The 18,773-nt window shown below is 62.7% G+C and carries 12 protein-coding genes; 3 read left to right on the top strand and 9 right to left on the bottom strand.

Annotated features, from left to right (window positions below):
- Positions 1 to 184: 184 nt before the first annotated feature.
- The 3 genes from QZ307_RS07825 to QZ307_RS07815 all read right to left on the bottom strand — a co-directional run bounded on the left by QZ307_RS07825 (position 185) and on the right by QZ307_RS07815 (position 4,273).
- Positions 185 to 910: a molecular chaperone gene (locus QZ307_RS07825; protein WP_295998243.1), complete on the bottom strand. Its 726-nt coding sequence runs from the start codon at positions 908 to 910 to the stop codon at positions 185 to 187.
- A 141-nt stretch (positions 911 to 1,051) separates the two neighbouring features.
- On the bottom strand, positions 1,052 to 1,627 hold the full coding sequence (locus QZ307_RS07820; protein WP_295998241.1) for a 4Fe-4S dicluster domain-containing protein: 576 nt from the start codon (positions 1,625 to 1,627) through the stop codon (positions 1,052 to 1,054).
- A 3-nt stretch (positions 1,628 to 1,630) separates the two neighbouring features.
- Positions 1,631 to 4,273 (bottom strand): molybdopterin-dependent oxidoreductase, encoded by a 2,643-nt coding sequence (locus QZ307_RS07815; protein ID WP_295998238.1) that lies wholly within the window; start codon positions 4,271 to 4,273, stop codon positions 1,631 to 1,633.
- A gap of 329 nt (positions 4,274 to 4,602) precedes the next feature.
- Between QZ307_RS07815 and QZ307_RS07810 the strand changes: the two genes are divergently transcribed.
- Together QZ307_RS07810 and QZ307_RS07805 are read left to right on the top strand one after the other, a co-directional pair.
- Entirely contained in the window at positions 4,603 to 6,321 is a 1,719-nt protein-coding gene (locus tag QZ307_RS07810) for an ATP-binding protein (RefSeq protein WP_295998235.1), read from the top strand.
- Positions 6,322 to 6,337: 16 nt separating this feature from the next.
- Positions 6,338 to 7,036 carry a response regulator transcription factor gene (locus QZ307_RS07805; protein WP_295998233.1) on the top strand — a complete coding sequence of 233 codons (699 nt, stop codon included), beginning with the start codon at positions 6,338 to 6,340 and terminating at the stop codon, positions 7,034 to 7,036.
- 2 nt (positions 7,037 to 7,038) lie between these two features.
- Here QZ307_RS07805 and QZ307_RS07800 read toward each other — a convergent pair whose 3' ends face one another.
- Positions 7,039 to 7,839, bottom strand: coding sequence for an Rpn family recombination-promoting nuclease/putative transposase (locus QZ307_RS07800; protein WP_295998230.1), 801 nt, complete (start codon positions 7,837 to 7,839; stop codon positions 7,039 to 7,041).
- Between the two features lie 228 nt (positions 7,840 to 8,067).
- On the opposite strand from QZ307_RS07800, the gene QZ307_RS07795 reads away from it, so the two are divergent.
- Entirely contained in the window at positions 8,068 to 9,477 is a 1,410-nt protein-coding gene (locus QZ307_RS07795) for a sodium-dependent transporter (RefSeq protein WP_295998227.1), read from the top strand.
- A 63-nt stretch (positions 9,478 to 9,540) separates the two neighbouring features.
- On the opposite strand, the gene QZ307_RS07790 is transcribed toward QZ307_RS07795, so the two are convergent.
- From QZ307_RS07790 to QZ307_RS07770, 5 genes are all read right to left on the bottom strand, one after another.
- Complete coding sequence (locus QZ307_RS07790; protein ID WP_295998224.1) at positions 9,541 to 9,741, bottom strand: hypothetical protein; 201 nt, start codon at positions 9,739 to 9,741, stop codon at positions 9,541 to 9,543.
- Between the two features lie 64 nt (positions 9,742 to 9,805).
- Positions 9,806 to 11,236: a phosphoglucosamine mutase gene (locus tag QZ307_RS07785; protein ID WP_295998221.1), complete on the bottom strand. Its 1,431-nt coding sequence runs from the start codon at positions 11,234 to 11,236 to the stop codon at positions 9,806 to 9,808.
- Between the two features lie 102 nt (positions 11,237 to 11,338).
- Complete coding sequence (locus tag QZ307_RS07780) at positions 11,339 to 11,845, bottom strand: phosphoribosyl-ATP diphosphatase (RefSeq protein WP_295998218.1); 507 nt, start codon at positions 11,843 to 11,845, stop codon at positions 11,339 to 11,341.
- Between the two features lie 179 nt (positions 11,846 to 12,024).
- The gene (locus QZ307_RS07775; RefSeq protein ID WP_295998215.1) at positions 12,025 to 16,446 is read right to left on the bottom strand and encodes a DNA-directed RNA polymerase subunit beta'; all 4,422 of its coding nucleotides are present in this window, start codon (positions 16,444 to 16,446) and stop codon (positions 12,025 to 12,027) included.
- 2 nt (positions 16,447 to 16,448) lie between these two features.
- The coding region (locus tag QZ307_RS07770) for a DNA-directed RNA polymerase subunit beta (protein ID WP_295998212.1) at positions 16,449 to 18,773 on the bottom strand (2,325 nt) is incomplete at its 5' end.

Genomic DNA, 18,773 nt, shown 5'->3' with positions numbered 1-18,773 from the left:
TACACTCTTTCCCTACACGACGCTCTTCCGATCTGGCTCAGTCTCCTTTCTTGCCAGCCTGCGCTGAACCCTTGCGCATTAAACAAAAAGCGCCCAGGGGGCGGACATCTTCAAAGGCCTAACGATGTCCATCCTCTGAGCGCTTAACGCCTACCCGGCGGCAGGCTATGTATTCAAGCTGGGACTATGATAGCACACCAGCCGACACGAGCTCGTCAAGCAGTGTTAAATCAGCCTGGTAAAAGTCACGAGCGAAGGCGGCAACGGCACCGTAAAACGCCCCTGCTTGATCGGCCAGAGGGCTCGGCTCCTCGGCGGTCGCCTTGGCAACTTCCTCGGAAAAGGCCGCAGCGAAGTCATCAGCCCAGCGTGCAAGGTGCTCCTTCAGGAATTCGCGGGATGCCGCTAGTGCTTCTTCGCACGCGGCAGCATCCTCGGCCCTGAATGACTCTTGGGCGCGAGCTGCCAGCTTCGCCATGAAGTCGCACTCGGTAGCCACGTGGTCGTCGGGCTCGGCTCCTTTGTTGCGCGCCGCAAAACCAGCCCGGGCATAGGCTTCGCGCACCGCCAAGGTCGACGGCTGCATGATCAGGCGGTCGGTCCCAACATAGACCGACTCCCAGGGGGCTACCCGCGTGCCAATACCGATGAAGCACCAGTTGAACGAGCGCTGGCTCTCTGCCAATCCCTGCTGTTGGGCCACCGCTGCTACCGCAGCATGGCCGCGGACAAGCGTCATGGCCTCGTCATCGAGCAAGGGGAGCACCTCGTCCCAATCGGAGGCGACCAACGCCTGAAGCGCGGCCTCGTCGAGCGGATCGGCCCACAGGCGCGCCAGCAGTGCATATACCGCGGCGCGGCCACTCAGCAGAGCCGCCACGGCCTCGCGCTGTGCCTTCTTCTCTTCCATGGCCCCTGTTCCTTCCTCTCTCAAAACCTCTTCCGACCCATGCCTCTCAGTCCTCGGCTCGTGCATGCATCGGCACACCCCTTCGAAAAGCGCGCCCGCGACGCCAGGGAGGGAGAAGCGTCGCGGGCGCATGAGAAATAGTTACACGAGAACGCTGAACCAGTCCTCTTCCAGCGCTGCCGGCTTCGGGTCGATGGCCAGCGACGGCTTCGTATCCGGCGTAGGCAGCACGGCAATCTTGTCGACGGCATCGGGATGGGCCGCGCGCAGCTCGTCCACATCGCCAAACTCCAAGGCGCGCATGGGGCAGGCCGCCACGCACTGGTTCTCCTCGCCGTTCTTGCGCAGGCTCAGGCAGGCGTCGCACTTGCCCACGATCTTCAGCTCGGGGCGATATTGCGGCACCTCGTAGGGACAGGACTTCACGCAGGTCTCGCAGCCGATGCACACCTCGTCATCGTGCTGGGTGGTGCCGTCCTCCTCGTCAATGTACATGGCGCCGGTGGGGCAGTTGGCCACGCAGGCAGGGCTCTCGCAGTGGTTGCAGGTGTGGGTCAGGTGGTACAGCAGCGACGTGGGAAACTCGCCAGTCTCAAAGCTGTCCACTTTGCGGTAGATCGTGCCGATGGGCAGATCGTTCTTGTCCTTGCAGGCCACCTGGCAGGTGCGGCACCCGACGCAGGCGTCCATGTTGAAATAAAATCCCTTGTGGGCCATGGCTTACTCACCATCCTCTTCGAAGAAAACAACGGGGGCCTTCTCCACGTCGTCCACGATGTCGCCGGTGTACTTCTCCACCTTGGCGATAACACTGTTGTAGCCCGACGTGCCCTGACCGGTTACGACACCGCCGGTCAGCGTGTTGGAGGCGCCGCCGATATCGGCCTGGGCCGCCTCGTCGTACTCGTACCAACCGCCCCACGGCACTACCAGGGTGCCGGGCATCTGGCGAGAGGTAACCGACACCTTGCGCACAATCGCGCCGGTGGGGCTCGTCACCTTCACGGCATCGCCGGTCTGGATGCCCAGCTCCTTGGCGTCGGCCGCGGCCATGATGACGGGGTTCTTGATGGTCTCGCGCAGCTGCGGCACGTTGTCCATGGTGGAAGCCACGTCGCGCAGAGTCTTCAGGCAGAACACCTGGAAGGGGTACTCGCCTTTCTCGCCCTTCTCGAAGTCGGAGAAGGTGGCCTCGTAGCCCATGGCCTTTTCCTTGTAGACGCACAGCGGGTCCACCTCGCCGTAGCCCATAGCCGACAGCGTCTCGCCCATCTTCTGCGAGTAGATCTCGAACTTGCCGCTCTCGGAATTCTCGGAGGGATTGGCCTCGGGGTCCTCGCGGAACGCCTTGAAGGGAATGTGGGTGTAGGCATCACCGTCGGTGCGATGCACGGTCACCACGCCGGTCTCCCAGAACTCCTTCAGGGCAACCTGACCCTCCTGCGGAGTGCCTTCAACGCCCCACTCAGCGATGTCGTCCTCGGTAATAGTGACCAGCGGAATGGGGGTCACGCCGTCGGCCGGATCGAACACGGTGGAGCCGGCGATCTGGTTGAACAGCTGCTGCTTCTCGCTGCCGCAGTAGAAGTCCTCCTCCTTGAAGCCGAACAGCGGGGCCAGGCCGCGCACCACGTCCTGATCGCTGCGGGCCTCGTAGAGCGGATCGCACACCGGCTGAGCCAGCGTAATAGTGTCGCGACCGCCGTCGGCCGAGATGCGGCCAGCGCGCTCCCACGGCGTAGTAACGGGCAGCACGATATCAGCGTAGATGGAAGGCGGGTTCGGCGCCCAAGCATGGGCCACCACGAAATCGACCTTGCGGAACACCTCGATGCCCTTGTCGATATTCTCGTTGGAACCCAGCCAGCCAATGCCCGTGGCATAGATGACGTGGATATCGCAGGAGCGCTTCTCGGCGATGGGGTTCAGGTTGTCGAAACCGTAGCCGGGCATGCGGCCGTTGAAGGTGTACTCGCCTTTGAGAATCGACTCCCACAGCTCGCCAGTATTGATGCACTCGTCCAGGGCATTCTCGATATCGGGGTTGCCCGAACCGCCCGTCGAGAAGAGACGCTCGCCGCCGTCGCAGGTCATGGCGTCGCAGCTGATGCCGCACATGTGGCCCTCTTTGCCGAAGTGGCCGGTCATGGAGCCGAGGGTCATGAACATCTGGGAAAGATGGTCAGTGTCGTGGCGACGGGACGGCGCCCAAGAGGTAACGATGGACACGCGCTTCTCGGGCTTCAGCTCATAAGCCAGGTCATGAATCTGCTCTGGCGACACGCCGCACAGCTTCGAGGCCCACTCGGGCGTCTTCGGCGTCTTGTCGTAGGTGCCCAACACGTAATCCTTGAAGTTGCGCTTCGGATCGGCGCCCTCGGGCATGGAGTCAGCGTCGAAGCCGATGGTGCAGCGGGACAGGAAGTCCCAGTCGATAAGCGGGTTGGAATCCGGATCGTCCTCGGTAATGAGCACGTAGGCCAGGCCCAGGATCAGGGCATCATCCTGACCAGGATAAATAGGAATCCACTCAGCGTTCAACATGGCGTAGGAATCGTTATAGCGCGGATCGACGGCGATGAACTTCGCACCGCCCTGCTTCACCTGCTCCCAATACCAGGACTGAGTTCCGCAGCCCGACCATGCCGGATTTACGCCGAACATAACCACCGTCTCGGCCTTGGCCATGGAAAGACGATCCGACGAGCAGATCTTTCCGTGATGGTGGTAGCCGTTGAAACGGGTGCTCAGCGAATAGGAGCCGAATGAATGCGTGGACCAGTAGGTGGTGTAGCCGCCCAGCTTGTTCAGCAGGCCCGTCACCTCACCGTGGGCCAGAATGGAGGCGGGACCGTAGGTGTCGATGGCCTTCTGCAGCTGATCGTGGATGATCTGCAGGGCCTCGTCCCAGCTGATGCGCTCCCATTCGTCCTTGCCGCGCATCTCGCCGTTGGGCGCATCGGGGCTCCAGCCCTTGCGCTTCATCGGGTACTTGATGCGGTCGGCCGAGAACACGTGCTTGCGCTGCGAGCGCCCGCGCAGACAGCCGCGGCGCTGGGGATGCTCCACGCTGTCCTCGTGGGAATCGTCAGACTTCTGGCGCAGCACAATGCCGTCCTTCACCAAACCCATGTTGCGGCAGGCGGCGGTACCGCAGCCCAGCCAGCAGGACACGGGGATCCAGGTAGCGCCTTCCTCGGGGTTTTGCTCCCCGGTCTCGGAAAGCTCGACGGCGTTCTCGCTCTTCGGAGCGCAGGCCGTCAGAGCCCCCGCCAAACCTGCGGCAGCCGTGGCCGCGGCGCTGGCCTTCACGAACCCGCGGCGGCTCATCGGCGCCTGGGCTGCTCGGTCAATATAACCCATGGTTTTCCTCCTCGATCTCCCTCGCGGCATGGTAGGCCATGCCCCTGTGCAGATGTCGCAGGGCGCGCCGTCACCATGGCTTTCCCAAAAGTTCCTCTTCTCTTGGGTAGAAACAGCGCACCTCGAACACTGACGAGATTACCGACGAGACGATGAAAGGGATATAAATCAAATCTCATATCTTTCTAACAAAATATTGCTAAATTCTTACACGGCGGCATTTCCCCTGGTAAGTACCTTATATGACTCATTTACTTTTCGTCAATTACCTCTTTGGCTTTCTGCTTTTCATCGAGTAGACTTGACCCGTGGGGAAAGAGGGGAACACCGTGAGAATTAAGCTCAGGACAAAGATTGCCGTACTGGTGCTAGCCGTAGTGGTCGCGTTCCTGTGCGCCAACGTCATCTGGGAATCCTCTCGCGGCGAGAACCTGGAAGAAGCCGAGCTGCTGCAGCAGGCCCGCGCCCTGTCGGCCAACATGGAGGCCGTCTGGGAGTTCATGAACAAAAGCCAAGATAAGATCAACTACGATTCCGAGGGCAATTTCGAGTTCAAGGGGCTCCAGTGCTCCATTGCGGGACGGTCGGTGGGGGCTTTCTTCTCCCGCGACACCGACTACACGGTGCGCTACGTAAGCGACACACCGCGCAATCGGGCCGACGAACCCGACGCTTTCGAGCAAGCGGCCATCGACGCCTTTCGCGCCGACCCAGCAGTGACAGAGTATTATGCCTTCCAAGATGTCGACGGTCAGCGCATTTTCCGTTTCGCCGAGCCCATGGTACTCGACGAAAGCTGCCTCTCCTGCCATGGCGAGCCAGCCGGCACCATCGATCTTTCCGGCTATCCGCGCGAAGGTCTGCCCGAGGGCTATATCTATGGCGCGCTTTCCATGGACATTCCCACTGAGGTGTTCGAAAAGGCCGCGGCCGAAAACGCCTCCTTGAACCTTGGATTTTCGTTGCTGCTGATCATCGCCTGCGTCTCTATCATCTCGATAGCTATATCGCACTTGGTTACGCGCCCGCTCACCCAGGTGCAAACAGCCATGGAGGACATCGGGGAGGGAACCTATTCTGCCCGCCTGGACATTCCCGCCTCTTCCACCGAGATGGCCGTACTGTCCCATGGCTTCAATGATATGGCCGCCCAGCTGGAGGAAACCCACGAGCATCTGGAAGACTTGGTGGCCGAGCGCACCGACGCCCTGGAGCGAGCCTACGGCGAGCTGGAACGCCAAAGCACCAAGCTAGAAGAGGCCAACGCTGCGCTTACTGAGGAAAATCAGTACCGCAGCGACTTCCTGGCTATGATGAGCCACGAGCTGCGCACGCCGCTGGCAGCTTCCATGGCCTTCGCCGACATCCTGCGGGAACGCGGAGCCGACGCCGATGCGGCGGACGCGGCACGTCTGTGGCAAGAGATGGAGACGAACCACAAGACCCTGCTGACCATGATCAACAATATCTTGGCCATGGCCCGCATTGACGCTGGACGCGAGACATTCCGCCCCGAGCTGATGGACGTCGGCGACGTGGTGGGGCTGTTGCAAGCCACCATTACACCTCTGGCCGAGCAGAAGAACATTGCCATTACCTACGCCATTGGCGAGGTGCCCCTGTTCGTAGCCGACTCCGAGAAGCTGCGGCGCATTGTCGAAAACCTGATGAGCAACGCCGTGAAGTTCACTCCCTCCGGCGGCTCCATCACCTTCAGTGCCGAGCACCGCGCCAGCGAGAACCTCATCATGTTCACCGTGACCGACACGGGCTGCGGCATTGACGAAGCCAGTAAAGCCACTATTTTCGAGCGCTTTGTACAGGCCGACAACTCCTCATCACGCCCCTACGGCGGAAGCGGCCTGGGCTTGGCCCTGGTGAAGGAGCTGACCGAAATGCACGGCGGCACCGTCACCCTGGAAAGCACTGAAGGTGAAGGTTCCACCTTCACCGTAACCATTCCCGACAACCTGCCCCTCATCGACGATGCGCAGACCGACGGCCCCCACCCGGCCCATCGCCCCGCTGGCGCACCTCCACGCGCCTAGGTTCCAAGGAGGTACCATGGATAAGATCATGCTCTTCGACGACGATCCGAGCCTGCAGTTGGCCTTGCAGCACCTCATCACCGACGAGGGCTACGAGTTCTGTTGCGCCAGCGACGGGCGCAGCGGCCTAGCCATGGTGGACCAAGAGCAGCCCGACCTTATTCTGCTCGATGTGATGATGCCGGGCATGAACGGTTACGACGTATGTACCGCTTTGCGCAAAAGCGGCCATCGGGCGCCCATCATCTTCCTCTCGGCCAAGGGCGACATCGTGGACAAATCCATCGGCTTCAAGGCCGGGGGTGACGACTACCTGGTGAAACCTTTCGATAACAGCGAACTGTTGCTGCGCATCGAGGCACACTTGCGGCGGCACAAGGGAGATCTCGCCTTCGCCCAAGCTGAAGCCACCGGCGGCCAAACTACCATTGGCGACCTCACCGTGTCCTTCGACAAGTACCGCGTCGAAAAGCGCGGCGAGGTGCTTGACCTAACCAGCAAGGAGTTCGAGATATTGGCTCTTCTGGCGGCGCACCCCGGCAAGGTGTACACCCGGCAGCAAATTTACGAGCACATTTGGGGCGACGAGGGCGTTATCGACACGAACTCTATTACCGTATTCATCCGTCGCATACGCGAGAAGATCGAGGACAACGCCAGCCAGCCCCAGTATCTTCTCACCGTCTGGGGCGTCGGATACAAGTTCGCGGAATAGCACTACAGCCCGAACTCCGCAAACAGCCGATCACGTAATGCGGGATCATCGGCAGCGGCAATTAAGTCCCGAGTCCGATCTTCTTCGGCAAGGCGCTTGGCAAGAGCAGCGTAGCGAGACGCCCCCTGCTCTATCCCCTGCTTTATGCCCTGCTCCCGCTCAAGCTCGCAACGGTAGGCCAGCTCTTCTTCAAACCACATGACTTTTCTCACCCACCCCTGATCCCGATTATAAGAATCAACAAGTTTGTCGATATCGCACGAGAGTGCGCCGTCTGACCACCCTGTTGCCGTATATCTTAACAAATCGGAAAGCTCAGGATCAGATGCTTCGGGCCAAGCGCTTGCGTTGAGAACCAGCCAGTGCGATCCATCTCCCACGTCCAGAGAGGGCTCGTTTTGGCAGCATCTATCAAGCCTATAGACAGGACTCCCAAAGTCGTAGGGGTCGAAAAGGCAGAGAAACACAATGTAGCTTTCGGGCAGGCTGCTATACCGCTGACCCTTTCCAAGTTCACTCGTATCAAGAATAGCCTGGTAGTACCTCATGCGCCTCCCGAGCTCCGGCTCAACCGCCACTTGCATTTCGATGTCATAGACACGGCCGTCTGCTTTGGCAACGACATCCATACGCACCCCGCGACTTTCATAGCCTGGCTCGTAGGACTGTTCAGCATTGACGTATTCTATGCTCCCCACTTCAATGCCTAACACCGCCCGAATCATTTTTACGCAGACATTTTCGTCGCACATGACGCGATTGAACATCCAGCGATCGGAAAATTCCAGTTTATGACTTGCCATGTCGAGCGCTCCTCCCCTAGCAGACTAAAAGCGCAGACTGGCGCAGGCGAACCCAAGTTTTATCGTCTTGAAGGCGCCTCAGATTCGGCCCCCAGCCGCACTTCGAGCGCAATCTTGTCCGTCCTGTCGATCATCCCGTCGACACCTCACAACATCATCCCCGCAACGAAAGCACTCGTGGCCCCATCTTCCGCTAGAATGGAGCAACTGACTTCAAGGAGGAACACCGTGACAGTACGCGACGATAACCTGGTGGCCGAAGAGGCCCGCGCCATCGAAGTAGGCAACGAAACGGGCGGCAGCCCCGAGGAGCACAAGCAGCGCGACTCGTGGACCTCACGCACTGGCTTCATTCTGGCCTGCGTGGGCAGCGCCGTGGGCATGGCCAACATCTGGTTGTTCCCCTACCGCGTGGCCCAGTTGGGCGGCGCGGCCTTCCTCATTCCCTACCTTATCTTCGTGCTGCTGCTGGGCTTCACTGGCGTTATCGGCGAGATGTCCTTCGGCCGCGCCACGGGTGCCGGCCCCATGGGCGCCTTCGCCAAGGCCATGGAAATGCGCGGCGTGAAGAACGGGCGCGTCATCGGCAAAATCATCGGCCTGATCCCCACGCTCGGTTCCCTGGCCATCGCCATCGGCTACGCAGTCGTGCTCGGCTGGGCCTGCAATTACCTGGTAGCCTCCCTCGACGGCGAGCTCATGGCCCAAACGGACATGGGCGCTTTCTTTGGCGCCATCGCCTCCGACTTCGGCAACGTGGGCTTCCACTTGCTGGGCCTGGCCATTACGTTCATCATCATGATCTTGGGCGTGTCCCGCGGTATCGAGAAGGTGAACAAGGTGCTCATGCCCACCTTCTTCGTGCTGTTCGTTATCATCGCCATTCGCGTGGCCACCCTGCCTGGCGCCGCTGCTGGCTACGAGTATCTGCTCATCCCTCGCTGGGAAGCGCTGCTGAACCCCACCACCTGGGTGTACGCCTTGGGTCAGGCGTTCTTCAGCCTGTCGTTGGCCGGCTGCGGTACCCTGGTGTACGGCAGCTACTTGAAGAAGGACGTCGACGTGGTGTCCTCCGCGCGTAACGTGGCCATCTTTGACACCATCGCCGGTCTCGTGGCGGCCTGCGTGGTGGTGCCCGGCGTGTTCGCCTTCGGTCTCGACGTTTCCTCCGGGCCGCCGCTGCTGTTCATCACGCTGGCCCAGGTGTTCCAGGAAATGCCCTTCGGCAGCATCTTTGCCGTCATCCTGTTCGTGGCGGTCGTATTTGCCGCCATTACCAGTCTGATGAATCTGTTCGAGGCGCCCGTGGAAGCTCTGCAAGCGCAACTGGGGCTGCCCCGCGCTGCCTCGGTGGGCATTGTGGCCGTGGCGGCCGTGGCCGTGGGCCTGTTCCTGGAAGGCGGTTCCACCGTGTCCGACTGGATGGACGTCATTTCCATCTATGTCATCCCCGTCGGCGCCTTCCTGGCCGCTGTCATGTTCTTCTGGGTGTGCCCCAAGGGCTTCGCGAAGCAGCAGGCGGAGCTGGGCCGCGAAAAACCGCTGGGCAACTGGTTCACCTTCATGACCCGCTACGTGTTCGTGGGCATCACCGCCGTCGTCATCGTGCTGGGCATCTTCTACGGAGGTATTGGATAGGAGAAAGCCCGTAACTAACGCCAAGCGGCCCCGCAGGATATCCTGCGGGGCCGCTTTCTTTTGCTAGAGCTTGAACTCGTCGAACAGCTGGTTGCGATACGTCCTGTCGCGTGCCGCTCGTTCGATCTCGGCTGCACGGCCCGCTTGGATAAGCTCTTCAACCAATGCTCCGAAGCGATTCTCTCCCTGCTCTATGCCTTGACGAAAGCCTTCTTCGTGGGCCCAGCGGCGCTGCATCGCCGCGTCTTCTTCGAAGGTTATCACTCGCCTCACCCACTTTCGATCGTTATTGCACGATGCCACCAGAGCATCGACTTGCGAATCTTCCCTACACGTTGGCCTCCACCACGGCGGCGATGGCTTCGGCGTGAGATTGGGCAGCGGCAGGGTCTACCGCTTCTACCATGACACGCACCACGGGCTCGGTGCCGCTGGGACGCAGGAGCACACGGCCGTCGTTGCCGAGGGCCTCCTCAGCGGCCGCCACGGCAGCAGACACAGCCTCGTTGCCGTCCACGGCGTGCTTGTCGTTCACACGTACGTTAATAAGCGTCTGGGGCATCTTCTCCATCACCTGGATGGCCTCGTCCACCGGCTTGCCGCTGCGCAGCACGGCCGCCAGGAACTGGCAAGCCGTCATGAGACCATCGCCCGTGGAGTTGTGGTCGAGCATGATCATGTGACCTGACTGCTCACCGCCAATGGAATAGCCGTGCTCGCGCATAGCCTCAAGCACGTAACGGTCGCCCACCTTCGTCTGCACCACTTCGATGCCCGCGGCCCTCATGGCGCGCACGAAGCCGAAGTTGGCCATAACCGTAGACACCACGGTATTGCCGGCCAGCACACCGCGCTCCATCATGTCCAGGGCGCATACGGCCTCTACCATGTCACCGTCCACCTCAGCGCCTGCCGGGGTCATAAGCATGACGCGGTCGGCATCGCCGTCATGGGCAATGCCTACATCGGCGCCGCTTTCCGCCATAAGCGTGCGCAGCGGCTCCAGATGGGTGGATCCGCACTGCACGTTGATGTCGCAGCCATTGTAGTCGTCGTTGATGACCAGCACCTCGGCACCCAGACGACGCAGGGCCTCGGGGCTCGTCAGGCACGAGGCTCCATGGCCCGTGTCCAGGGCAATGCGCAGGCCCTCGAAGGAGATACCCTGATCCTGAATGGACTTCACCACGTGATCGATGTAGATTTCGCAGCCCTGCTCCAGCGGGATGGCCACGCCAAGCGCGCCGCCCGAGGGCATGGCGATCTCGGAGGCCACATAGCCAACCGCCTCGGCCGGTTGGCCTTCCTCAGCCGCCATCTGCGCAGCGGCATCGGCGGCAACACGGGCGCTTTCCACTTGGCCCTCAAGGCCGCCCGCCGCGATGAACGCCTCGATGTTGTCCTCTACCGCATCGGGCAGCTTGAAGCCCTGAGCGTCAAACAACTTGATGCCGTTGTACTCGGGCGGGTTATGCGAAGCGGAAATAACAGCGCCGCCAGCAGCTTTCATCTCGCGCACCAGCAGCGCCACGCCCGGCGTGGGGATGACGCCGGCCAGCAGTGCCGTGCCGCCCGCGCTGGTAATGCCGGCCACCAGAGCGGCCTCCAGCATATCGCCGGAGAGGCGCGTGTCGCGTCCCACCACAATGGACTTTCCCAAAAACGTAGCGGCCGCCTGCCCCAGGCGATAGGCCAGCTCGCAGGTCAATTCCACATTGGCGACGCCGCGAACGCCGTCGGTTCCAAACAGTCGGGCCATAGTCGTATCCTTTTCTTTCGTCAGCCTCAACGGGATCAAACAGGGATGCCGTCGCGGGGCCATGGCTGCGCCACGCCTCCCCGGACGGCAGTGCTGCAGCAGCTACTTGCCGCGATTCACCTGCTCTGGCTTCAGGCGCACCATGCCCTCGTGAAGGGCGATCTCATCCTCGGCCATGCGAGCGTTCATTTCGGCCGCCAGCTCGTCCATCGAAATGCCGTAGCGCTCGAGCACCACCATCAGGTGGTACACCACATCAGCCGCCTCATAGCGCAGGTGGTTCACAGCCTCGTCGTACTCCGGCGGAAGCTGCACGGAAAGCTCATCGGGCTCCACGGGACGGCCCGCGCCGCTTTCGAAGGCAAGAGCCGCCGCCACGGAAGAGGTAGCCCAGCTTTCCACATCCTTGGCCGCCAAGGCCACTTCCCCCGACTCCTCCATCAGCTTCTTGAGCACCTTGTCAGGCGACGCCGTAAGCAGCCGGTAGGTATAGCTTTCCTCCCCTGCCTCGCGGCGTGCGGCAATGGTGGCAGCCAGCACCTCAAGAGACATGCCGATCTGGGACGCAGGAGCCTCCTGGCCCTCGGGCACATAGATTTTCTTGGTCATGAAGTTCGCTTTCGCTCTGCGTTGACGTTGCGCCCTAGTGTACCGCATTCTGAGCCGTTCCCCTGCGGCGCGCCCGTTTCCCCAGAGCTTCCCCAGGCACGAAAAAGGGGCGGTCGCAGGACCGCCCCTTTCTGGGTGACGCATCGGGTTGTCCGCCCCACAGGGCGGGCGGAACAACGTTACTCTTCGCCGTCCTCCATGGCGGCGTTGCTGGCAGCCTCGTCCTCGGCGCTGGTCACGCCGAAGCCCAAACCGCCCAGCGAGCCCACGGAGCCCAGCAGAGCGTCGAGCTCTTCCAGGTTGCGCTGGTAGGAGCGCGGCGGCAGAGCCTCGCCGAGCATCTCCTCGCCGTCGGTGTTGAACGTCGGCGGCTCGTCGCCACCGATGAGGATGGTGTCATCAGGCGAGAACACCATGTCGAGCAGCTGGCTCATGTCGTCCGAAGAGGCAGCCAGGTCGTCCTCGATCACATGCATGAGATCGCGGGCCTCCAGGCCTTCCTTCAGCTCCTCGATGGCCTTCACGCCGATGCCCTCGATGCGCAGCAGGTCTTCCTCGGTGTGACCGAGCAGGTCGGCCACGGTCTCGATACCCGCCTCGGAGAACTTGTTCGCCCAACGCTGGGACACGCCCAGATCGTCGTAAATGTACAGGCGAGCATCCTCGTCGGACAGGTTGTGGCCGCGGTGGCCGGACAGGGCGCTGTAGTAGCCGCCGAAGGAGCCCGTGGAGTTGAAGTAGCCGTCGGTATCGAGCGACCAATCCTGGGGCTGGGGCAGCAGCTCCTCGATCTCGCGCAGGGCGTCCGGCGCGAAGTCGGGCAGCGAGTCGCCGTTGACGCGCTCCACCGGACGACCCTTGTAGGTCAGGCGCACGTCACGGTAGCGCTTGAGGCCGGTACCGGCCGGGATGGGCTTGCCGATGATGACGTTCTCCTTGAGGCCGGCCAGATAGTCGGTCTTGCCCTCGATGGCGGCGTCGGTCAGCACCTTGGTGGTCTCCTGGAACGACGCGGCGGACAGCCACGAATCCGTCGCCAGCGAGGCCTTGGTGATGCCCAGCAGCAGCGGCTGGCCCACCGGGGGCTCCTTGCCCTCGGCGATCAGCTCGTTGGCCACCTTCTCGAACTCGAAGCGGTTCACCTGACGACCCGGCAGGAAGTCGGAGTCGCCTGCATCAATGACGGCCACCTTGCGCAGCATCTGGCGCGCGATGACCTCGATGTGCTTGTCGTTGATGTCCACGCCCTGGGACACGTACACGTCCTGGACCTGGCCCACGATGTAGCGCAGCGTGGTGTTGGGGTCGGTCAGACGCAGCAGGTCGTGGGGGTTCACCGAACCCTTGGTGAGCTGCTGGCCCACGCGTACCTCGCACCCGTCATAGATGCCCGGCAGCAGCTGGGCACGGGCGCTGACCACGTACTCGCGGTAGTTGCCCTCCTGGTCGTGGATGGTGATGGTCTTGGACATCTTGTCGCCCGTCACCTGCATGGTACCGGAGATTTCCGCCAGCACCGCCTGGCCCTTGGGCTTGCGGGCCTCGAACAGCTCCTGAACACGAGGCAGACCGTGGGTGATGTCCTCGCCGGCAACGCCGCCGGTGTGGAACGTACGCATGGTCAGCTGGGTGCCGGGCTCGCCAATGGACTGGGCGGCGATGATGCCCACCGCCGTGCCGATGTTCACCGGACGGGCCGTGGCCAGATCCCAGCCGTAGCACTTCTGGCACACGCCGTGCTCGGCGTGGCAGGTCATGATGGTGCGGATGACCACCTGCTCGATACCCGCGGCATCCAGCTGGCGCAGCTGGGCCATGGAGTGCAGGTAGGTGCCCGCGTCGGCCAGAATCTCGCCGGTCTCGGGATCCACCACGTCCTCCAGAAGGCAGCGGCCGATCAGGTTCTCGTCCACTTCGTTCTTCTCGTTGCGCACGTGGTAGGGCACGCCCTCGGTGGTGCCGCAGTCGATCTCGCGGATGATGACGTCCTGGGCCACGTCCACCAGACGACGGGTCAGGTAACCCGAGTCGGCGGTACGCAGAGCGGTGTCAGCCAGACCCTTACGGGCGCCGTGGGTGGAGATGAAGTACTCCAGTACGGACAGGCCCTCGCGGAAGTTAGCCTTAATAGGACGGTCGATGATCTCGCCCTTCGGGTCGGACATCAGGCCGCGCATACCGGCCAGCTGGCGAATCTGCTTGATGTTGCCTCGAGCACCGGAGAACGCCATCATGTAGATGGGGTTGAACTTGTCGAAGTTCTCGGCCATGGCCTCGCCGACCTCTTCGTTGGCGTCGTTCCAGATGTCGACGACCTGCTTGTGACGCTCCTCGTTGGACATAAGGCCCATCTCGTAGTCGTCATCGATAGCGGCCACGCGCTCGTCGGCCTGGGCCAGAATGGCCGGCTTGGAGGGCGGGATGGTGGCGTCGTACACCGAAACGGTCACGCCGGCGCGGGTGGCGTAGTGGAAGCCAGCGTCCTTCAGACCGTCCAGAATGGGCGGCACCTCGGACAGTTCGTAGGTGTTGGTAACGTCCTCCACCAGGCGGCTGATCTCCTTCTTGTTCATTTCGTAGTTCAAGAAGGGGTAGTCGTCGGGCAGCACGTCGTTGAAGATGATGCGGCCCACGGAGGTCTCGATGCGCTCGCCGGCCTTGTGATCCTCGAACTCGCCGAAGGCGGTGGCCACCTTCATGTCGCGCGGCAGACGCACCTGGATCTTGGCCTGCAGGTCAAGATCGGCACGGGCGTCGTAGGCGTTCTGAGCGTCTTCCGGATCGATGAACACACGGCCCTCGCCCGGGAAGCCATCGCGCACGGCCGTCAGGTAGTACAGGCCGATGATCATGTCCTGGGTCGGCACGGTCAGCGGGTGGCCATGGGCGGGAGACTTGATGTTGTTGGAGGACAGCATGAGCACGCGGGCCTCGGCCTGAGCCTCGGCGCCCAGGGGCACGTGCACGGCCATCTGGTCGCCGTCGAAGTCGGCGTTGAAGGCGGTGCAGACCAGCGGATGCAGCTTGATGGCCTTACCCTCGACCAGCACCGGCTCGAAGGCCTGGATGCCCAGACGGTGCAGGGTTGGGGCGCGGTTCAGCAGCACGGGATGCTCGGCGATGACCTCTTCCAGCACGTCCCACACGTAGCTGGCGCCACGATCCACGGCGCGCTTAGCGGCCTTGATGTTGGCGGCGTACTCGAGCTCGACCAGGCGCTTCATGACGAAGGGCTTAAACAGCTCCAGGGCCATCTGGGAGGGTAGACCGCACTGGTGCAGCTTCAGCTGCGGGCCCACAACGATTACCGAACGGCCGGAATAGTCGACGCGCTTGCCCAGCAGGTTCTGACGGAAGCGGCCCTGCTTGCCCTTGAGCATGTCGGAGATGGACTTCAGCGGACGGTTGCCCGGGCCCGTGACGGGACGGCCGCGACGGCCGTTGTCGAAGAGCGAGTCCACGGCCTCCTGCAGCATGCGCTTCTCGTTGTTCACGATGATCTCGGGGGCACCGAGGTCGAGCAGGCGCTTCAGACGGTTGTTGCGGTTGATGACGCGACGGTACAGGTCGTTCAAATCCGACGTGGCGAAGCGGCCGCCGTCCAGCTGCACCATGGGGCGCAGATCGGGCGGGATAACCGGGATGACGTCGAGGATCATGCCGGAGGGCTTGTTGTCGGACTTCAGGAAGGCGTCGACCACCTTCAGGCGCTTCACGGCCTTGGCGCGCTTCTGGCCCTTGCCCGTGGCAATGACCTCGCGCAGCTCCTCGGACGTGGCCTCCAGGTCGATGGCGTCCAGCAGGTCGCGCACCGACTCGGCACCCATGCCGCCGGTGAAGTAGTCGCGGTAGTTGGCGCGCATCTCGCGATACAGGGCCTCGTCGGGCACCAGCTGCTTCGGCTCGATCTTCAGGAAGGCGTCGAAGGCGTCCTGGCGCAGGGCCTTGCGCTCGTTGAACTCCTCGTAGATGTCGGCGATTTCCTCGTCCACCTCTTCGGGGGTCAGACGCTCGTCGTCGTCCAGATCGTCCACGAAGTCGTCCTCTTCCGGCACGTAGTCGGTGGACAGCTTGCGGGTGGCCTCGATGAGACGGTCGCGCTCGGCGTCCAGCTCCTCCAGGTCGGCGGCCAGCTCGTCGCGCAGGTCGTCGATGTCCTCCTCGCGGGCCTCCTTGTCCACCGAAGTGATGATGGAGCTGGCGAAGTACAGGACCTTTTCAAGCTCCTTCGGCGGAATATCCAGCAGATAGCCCAGGCGCGAGGGCGAACCCTTGAAGTACCAGATGTGAGACACGGGCGCGGCCAGCTCGATGTGGCCCATGCGCTCGCGGCGCACCTTGGAGCGCGTGACCTCGACGCCGCAGCGCTCGCAGACGATGCCCTTGAAGCGCACGCGCTTGTACTTGCCGCAGGCGCACTCCCAGTCCTTGGTGGGACCGAAGATCTTCTCGCAGTACAGGCCGTCCTTCTCGGGCTTCAGGGTACGGTAGTTGATGGTCTCGGGCTTCTTTACCTCGCCACGGGACCAACCGCGCACGTCCTCGGCGGAAGCGAGCGAAATGCGCAGGGCATCGAAGTTATTGACGTCGAATTCCGTCATGCTTAGGCCTCCTCTCCGCCACCGATGAGATCGGTGTTCAGGTCGGACTCAAGACCGCTCATCAGATCGCCCAGCTCGGCGGCAATGGCGTCGATGGCGTTGGCCTCTTCGTCTTCGGTCTTCTTGGCATCCGCGGCCAGGGCGGCGTACAGCGCCTGGTCCACGTCGATATCGTCATGCTCATCCTCGCTGATGGGCTGCATGTCGTGGCCCTCCAGCTCGATGTTCAGGCACAGCGACTTCATTTCCTTCACCAGCACCTTGAAGGACTCGGGCACCTCGGGGGCGGGGATGTTCTCGCCCTTCACGATGGCCTCGTAGCTCTTCACACGGCCCGAGGTGTCGTCGGACTTCACCGTGAGGATCTCCTGCAGCACGTTGGAGGCGCCGTAGGCGTACAGAGCCCACACCTCCATCTCGCCGAAGCGCTGGCCGCCGAACTGAGCCTTGCCGCCCAGCGGCTGCTGGGTGATGAGGCTGTAGGGGCCGGTCGAGCGGGCGTGGATCTTGTCGTCCACCATGTGGCCCAGCTTCAGGATGTAGGTCTGGCCGACGGTGATGGGCTCGCGGAACTTCTCGCCGGTGCGGCCGTCGTACAGCCACGTCTTGCCGGTGGGAGTGAGCTGGGGCACCAGCTCGTCGCGGGCCATGTCGCCGTACTTGGCATGGTTGATGTTGATGAGGTTGCGGTTGGCCTTCACGATGGCGTCGGAGATTTCCTCCTCGGTGGCACCGTCGAACACGGGCGTGGCCACGTGGATGGGGCCCTCGACGACCTCGGTGGTGTCCTCGGCGTCGGACCAGCCCCACTTCGCGGCCCAGCCCAGGTGGTTCTCAAGCAGCTGGCCCACGTTCATACGGGAAGGCACGCCCAGGGGGTTCAGGATAACGTCGATGGGGGTACCGTCGGCCAGGTAGGGCATGTCCTCCACGGGCAGCACGCGGGAGATAACACCCTTGTTGCCGTGACGACCGGACAGCTTGTCGCCCTGCTGGACCTTACGCTTCTGAGCCACGTAGATGCGCACGAGCTCGTTCACGCCGGGGGCCAGATCGTCGCCGTTCTCGCGGGAGGTGCGGTAGATGCCGATGACGCGGCCGCCGGAGCCGTGGGGCACCTTCAGCGACGTATCGCGCACCTCGCGGGCCTTCTCGCCGAAGATGGCGCGCAGCAGGCGCTCCTCGGCGGTGAGCTCGGTCTCGCCCTTCGGGGTGACCTTGCCCACCAGCACGTCGCCCGGGAACACCTCGGCGCCCACGCGGATGATGCCGTCGGCGTCCAGGTCGGAGATCATGTCCTCGGAGATGTTCGGAATCTCGCGGGTGATCTCCTCGGGGCCGAGCTTCGTATCGCGAGCGTCAACCTCGTACTCGGAGATGTGAATGGAGGTAAGCAGGTCCTCGGCCACCACGCGCTCGGACACGATGATAGCGTCCTCGTAGTTGTAGCCTTCCCAGGGCATGTAGGCGATCATGAGGTTCTGACCCAGGGCCAGCTCGCCGCCGTCGCAGGAGGGGCCGTCGGCCAGCACGTCGCCGGGCTGCACCTCGTCGCCCTTGCGAACGATGGGGCGGTGGTTGATGCAACCGGACTGGTTGGAGCGCTGGAACTTCGGAATGAGGTACTCGTCGTACTCGCCGTCATCGTTCAGGATGATGATGGTCTGGCCGTCCACGTAGTCCACCACGCCGGGGCGCTGGGCCACAAGGATCTCGCCGGAGTCGACGGCAATGCGGTGCTCGATGCCGGTACCCACCAGCGGCGCCGAGGGGCGCAGCAGCGGCACGGCCTGACGCTGCATGTTCGAACCCATGAGGGCGCGGTTGGCGTCGTCGTGCTCGAGGAACGGAATGAGCGAGGTAGCCACCGAGGTCATCTGACGCGGGGACACGTCCATGTAGTCCACCTGCTCGGGCGGCACGTCCATGGCCTCGCCGAACACGCCGTTGGTGTCGGTGGTACGGGCCAGAACGCGGGTGGACTTGTGGAACACGCCGTCCTCGTCGGTGTAGCCGAACTCGCGGGTTTCCAGGTCGAACAAGTCGTTGGCCTGGGCGATGGTGAAGTTCTCTTCCTCATCGGCGGTCAGGTAGTCGATGTCGTCGGTGACCTTGCCGTCCACCACGCGGCGGTAGGGCGTCTCGATGAAGCCGTAGGGGTTGATGCGGCCATAGGCAGCCAGCGAGCCGATCAGGCCGATGTTCGGGCCTTCAGGCGTCTCGATGGGGCACATGCGGCCGTAGTGCGAGGTGTGGACGTCGCGCACCTCGAAGCCGGCGCGCTCGCGGGACAGACCGCCCGGGCCCAGAGCCGACAGACGGCGCTT

The organism is uncultured Adlercreutzia sp. (assembly GCA_910585575.1).
Lineage (GTDB): Bacteria > Actinomycetota > Coriobacteriia > Coriobacteriales > Eggerthellaceae > Adlercreutzia.
Note: the sequence above shows the minus strand (reverse complement) of the source record. Positions and strands in the feature narration are given on the sequence as shown.

Excerpts from the sequence above, each read along its gene's own strand:
- QZ307_RS07825 (WP_295998243.1), bottom strand. The coding sequence starts at position 910 with ATGGAAGAGAAGAAGGCACAGCGCGAGGCCGTGGCGGCTCTGCTGAGT.
- QZ307_RS07785 (WP_295998221.1), bottom strand. The coding sequence starts at position 11,236 with ATGGCCCGACTGTTTGGAACCGACGGCGTTCGCGGCGTCGCCAATGTG.
- QZ307_RS07815 (WP_295998238.1), bottom strand. The coding sequence starts at position 4,273 with ATGGGTTATATTGACCGAGCAGCCCAGGCGCCGATGAGCCGCCGCGGG.
- QZ307_RS07780 (WP_295998218.1), bottom strand. The coding sequence starts at position 11,845 with ATGACCAAGAAAATCTATGTGCCCGAGGGCCAGGAGGCTCCTGCGTCC.
- QZ307_RS07805 (WP_295998233.1), top strand. The coding sequence starts at position 6,338 with ATGGATAAGATCATGCTCTTCGACGACGATCCGAGCCTGCAGTTGGCC.
- QZ307_RS07820 (WP_295998241.1), bottom strand. The coding sequence starts at position 1,627 with ATGGCCCACAAGGGATTTTATTTCAACATGGACGCCTGCGTCGGGTGC.
- QZ307_RS07800 (WP_295998230.1), bottom strand. The coding sequence starts at position 7,839 with ATGGCAAGTCATAAACTGGAATTTTCCGATCGCTGGATGTTCAATCGC.
- QZ307_RS07775 (WP_295998215.1), bottom strand. The coding sequence starts at position 16,446 with ATGACGGAATTCGACGTCAATAACTTCGATGCCCTGCGCATTTCGCTC.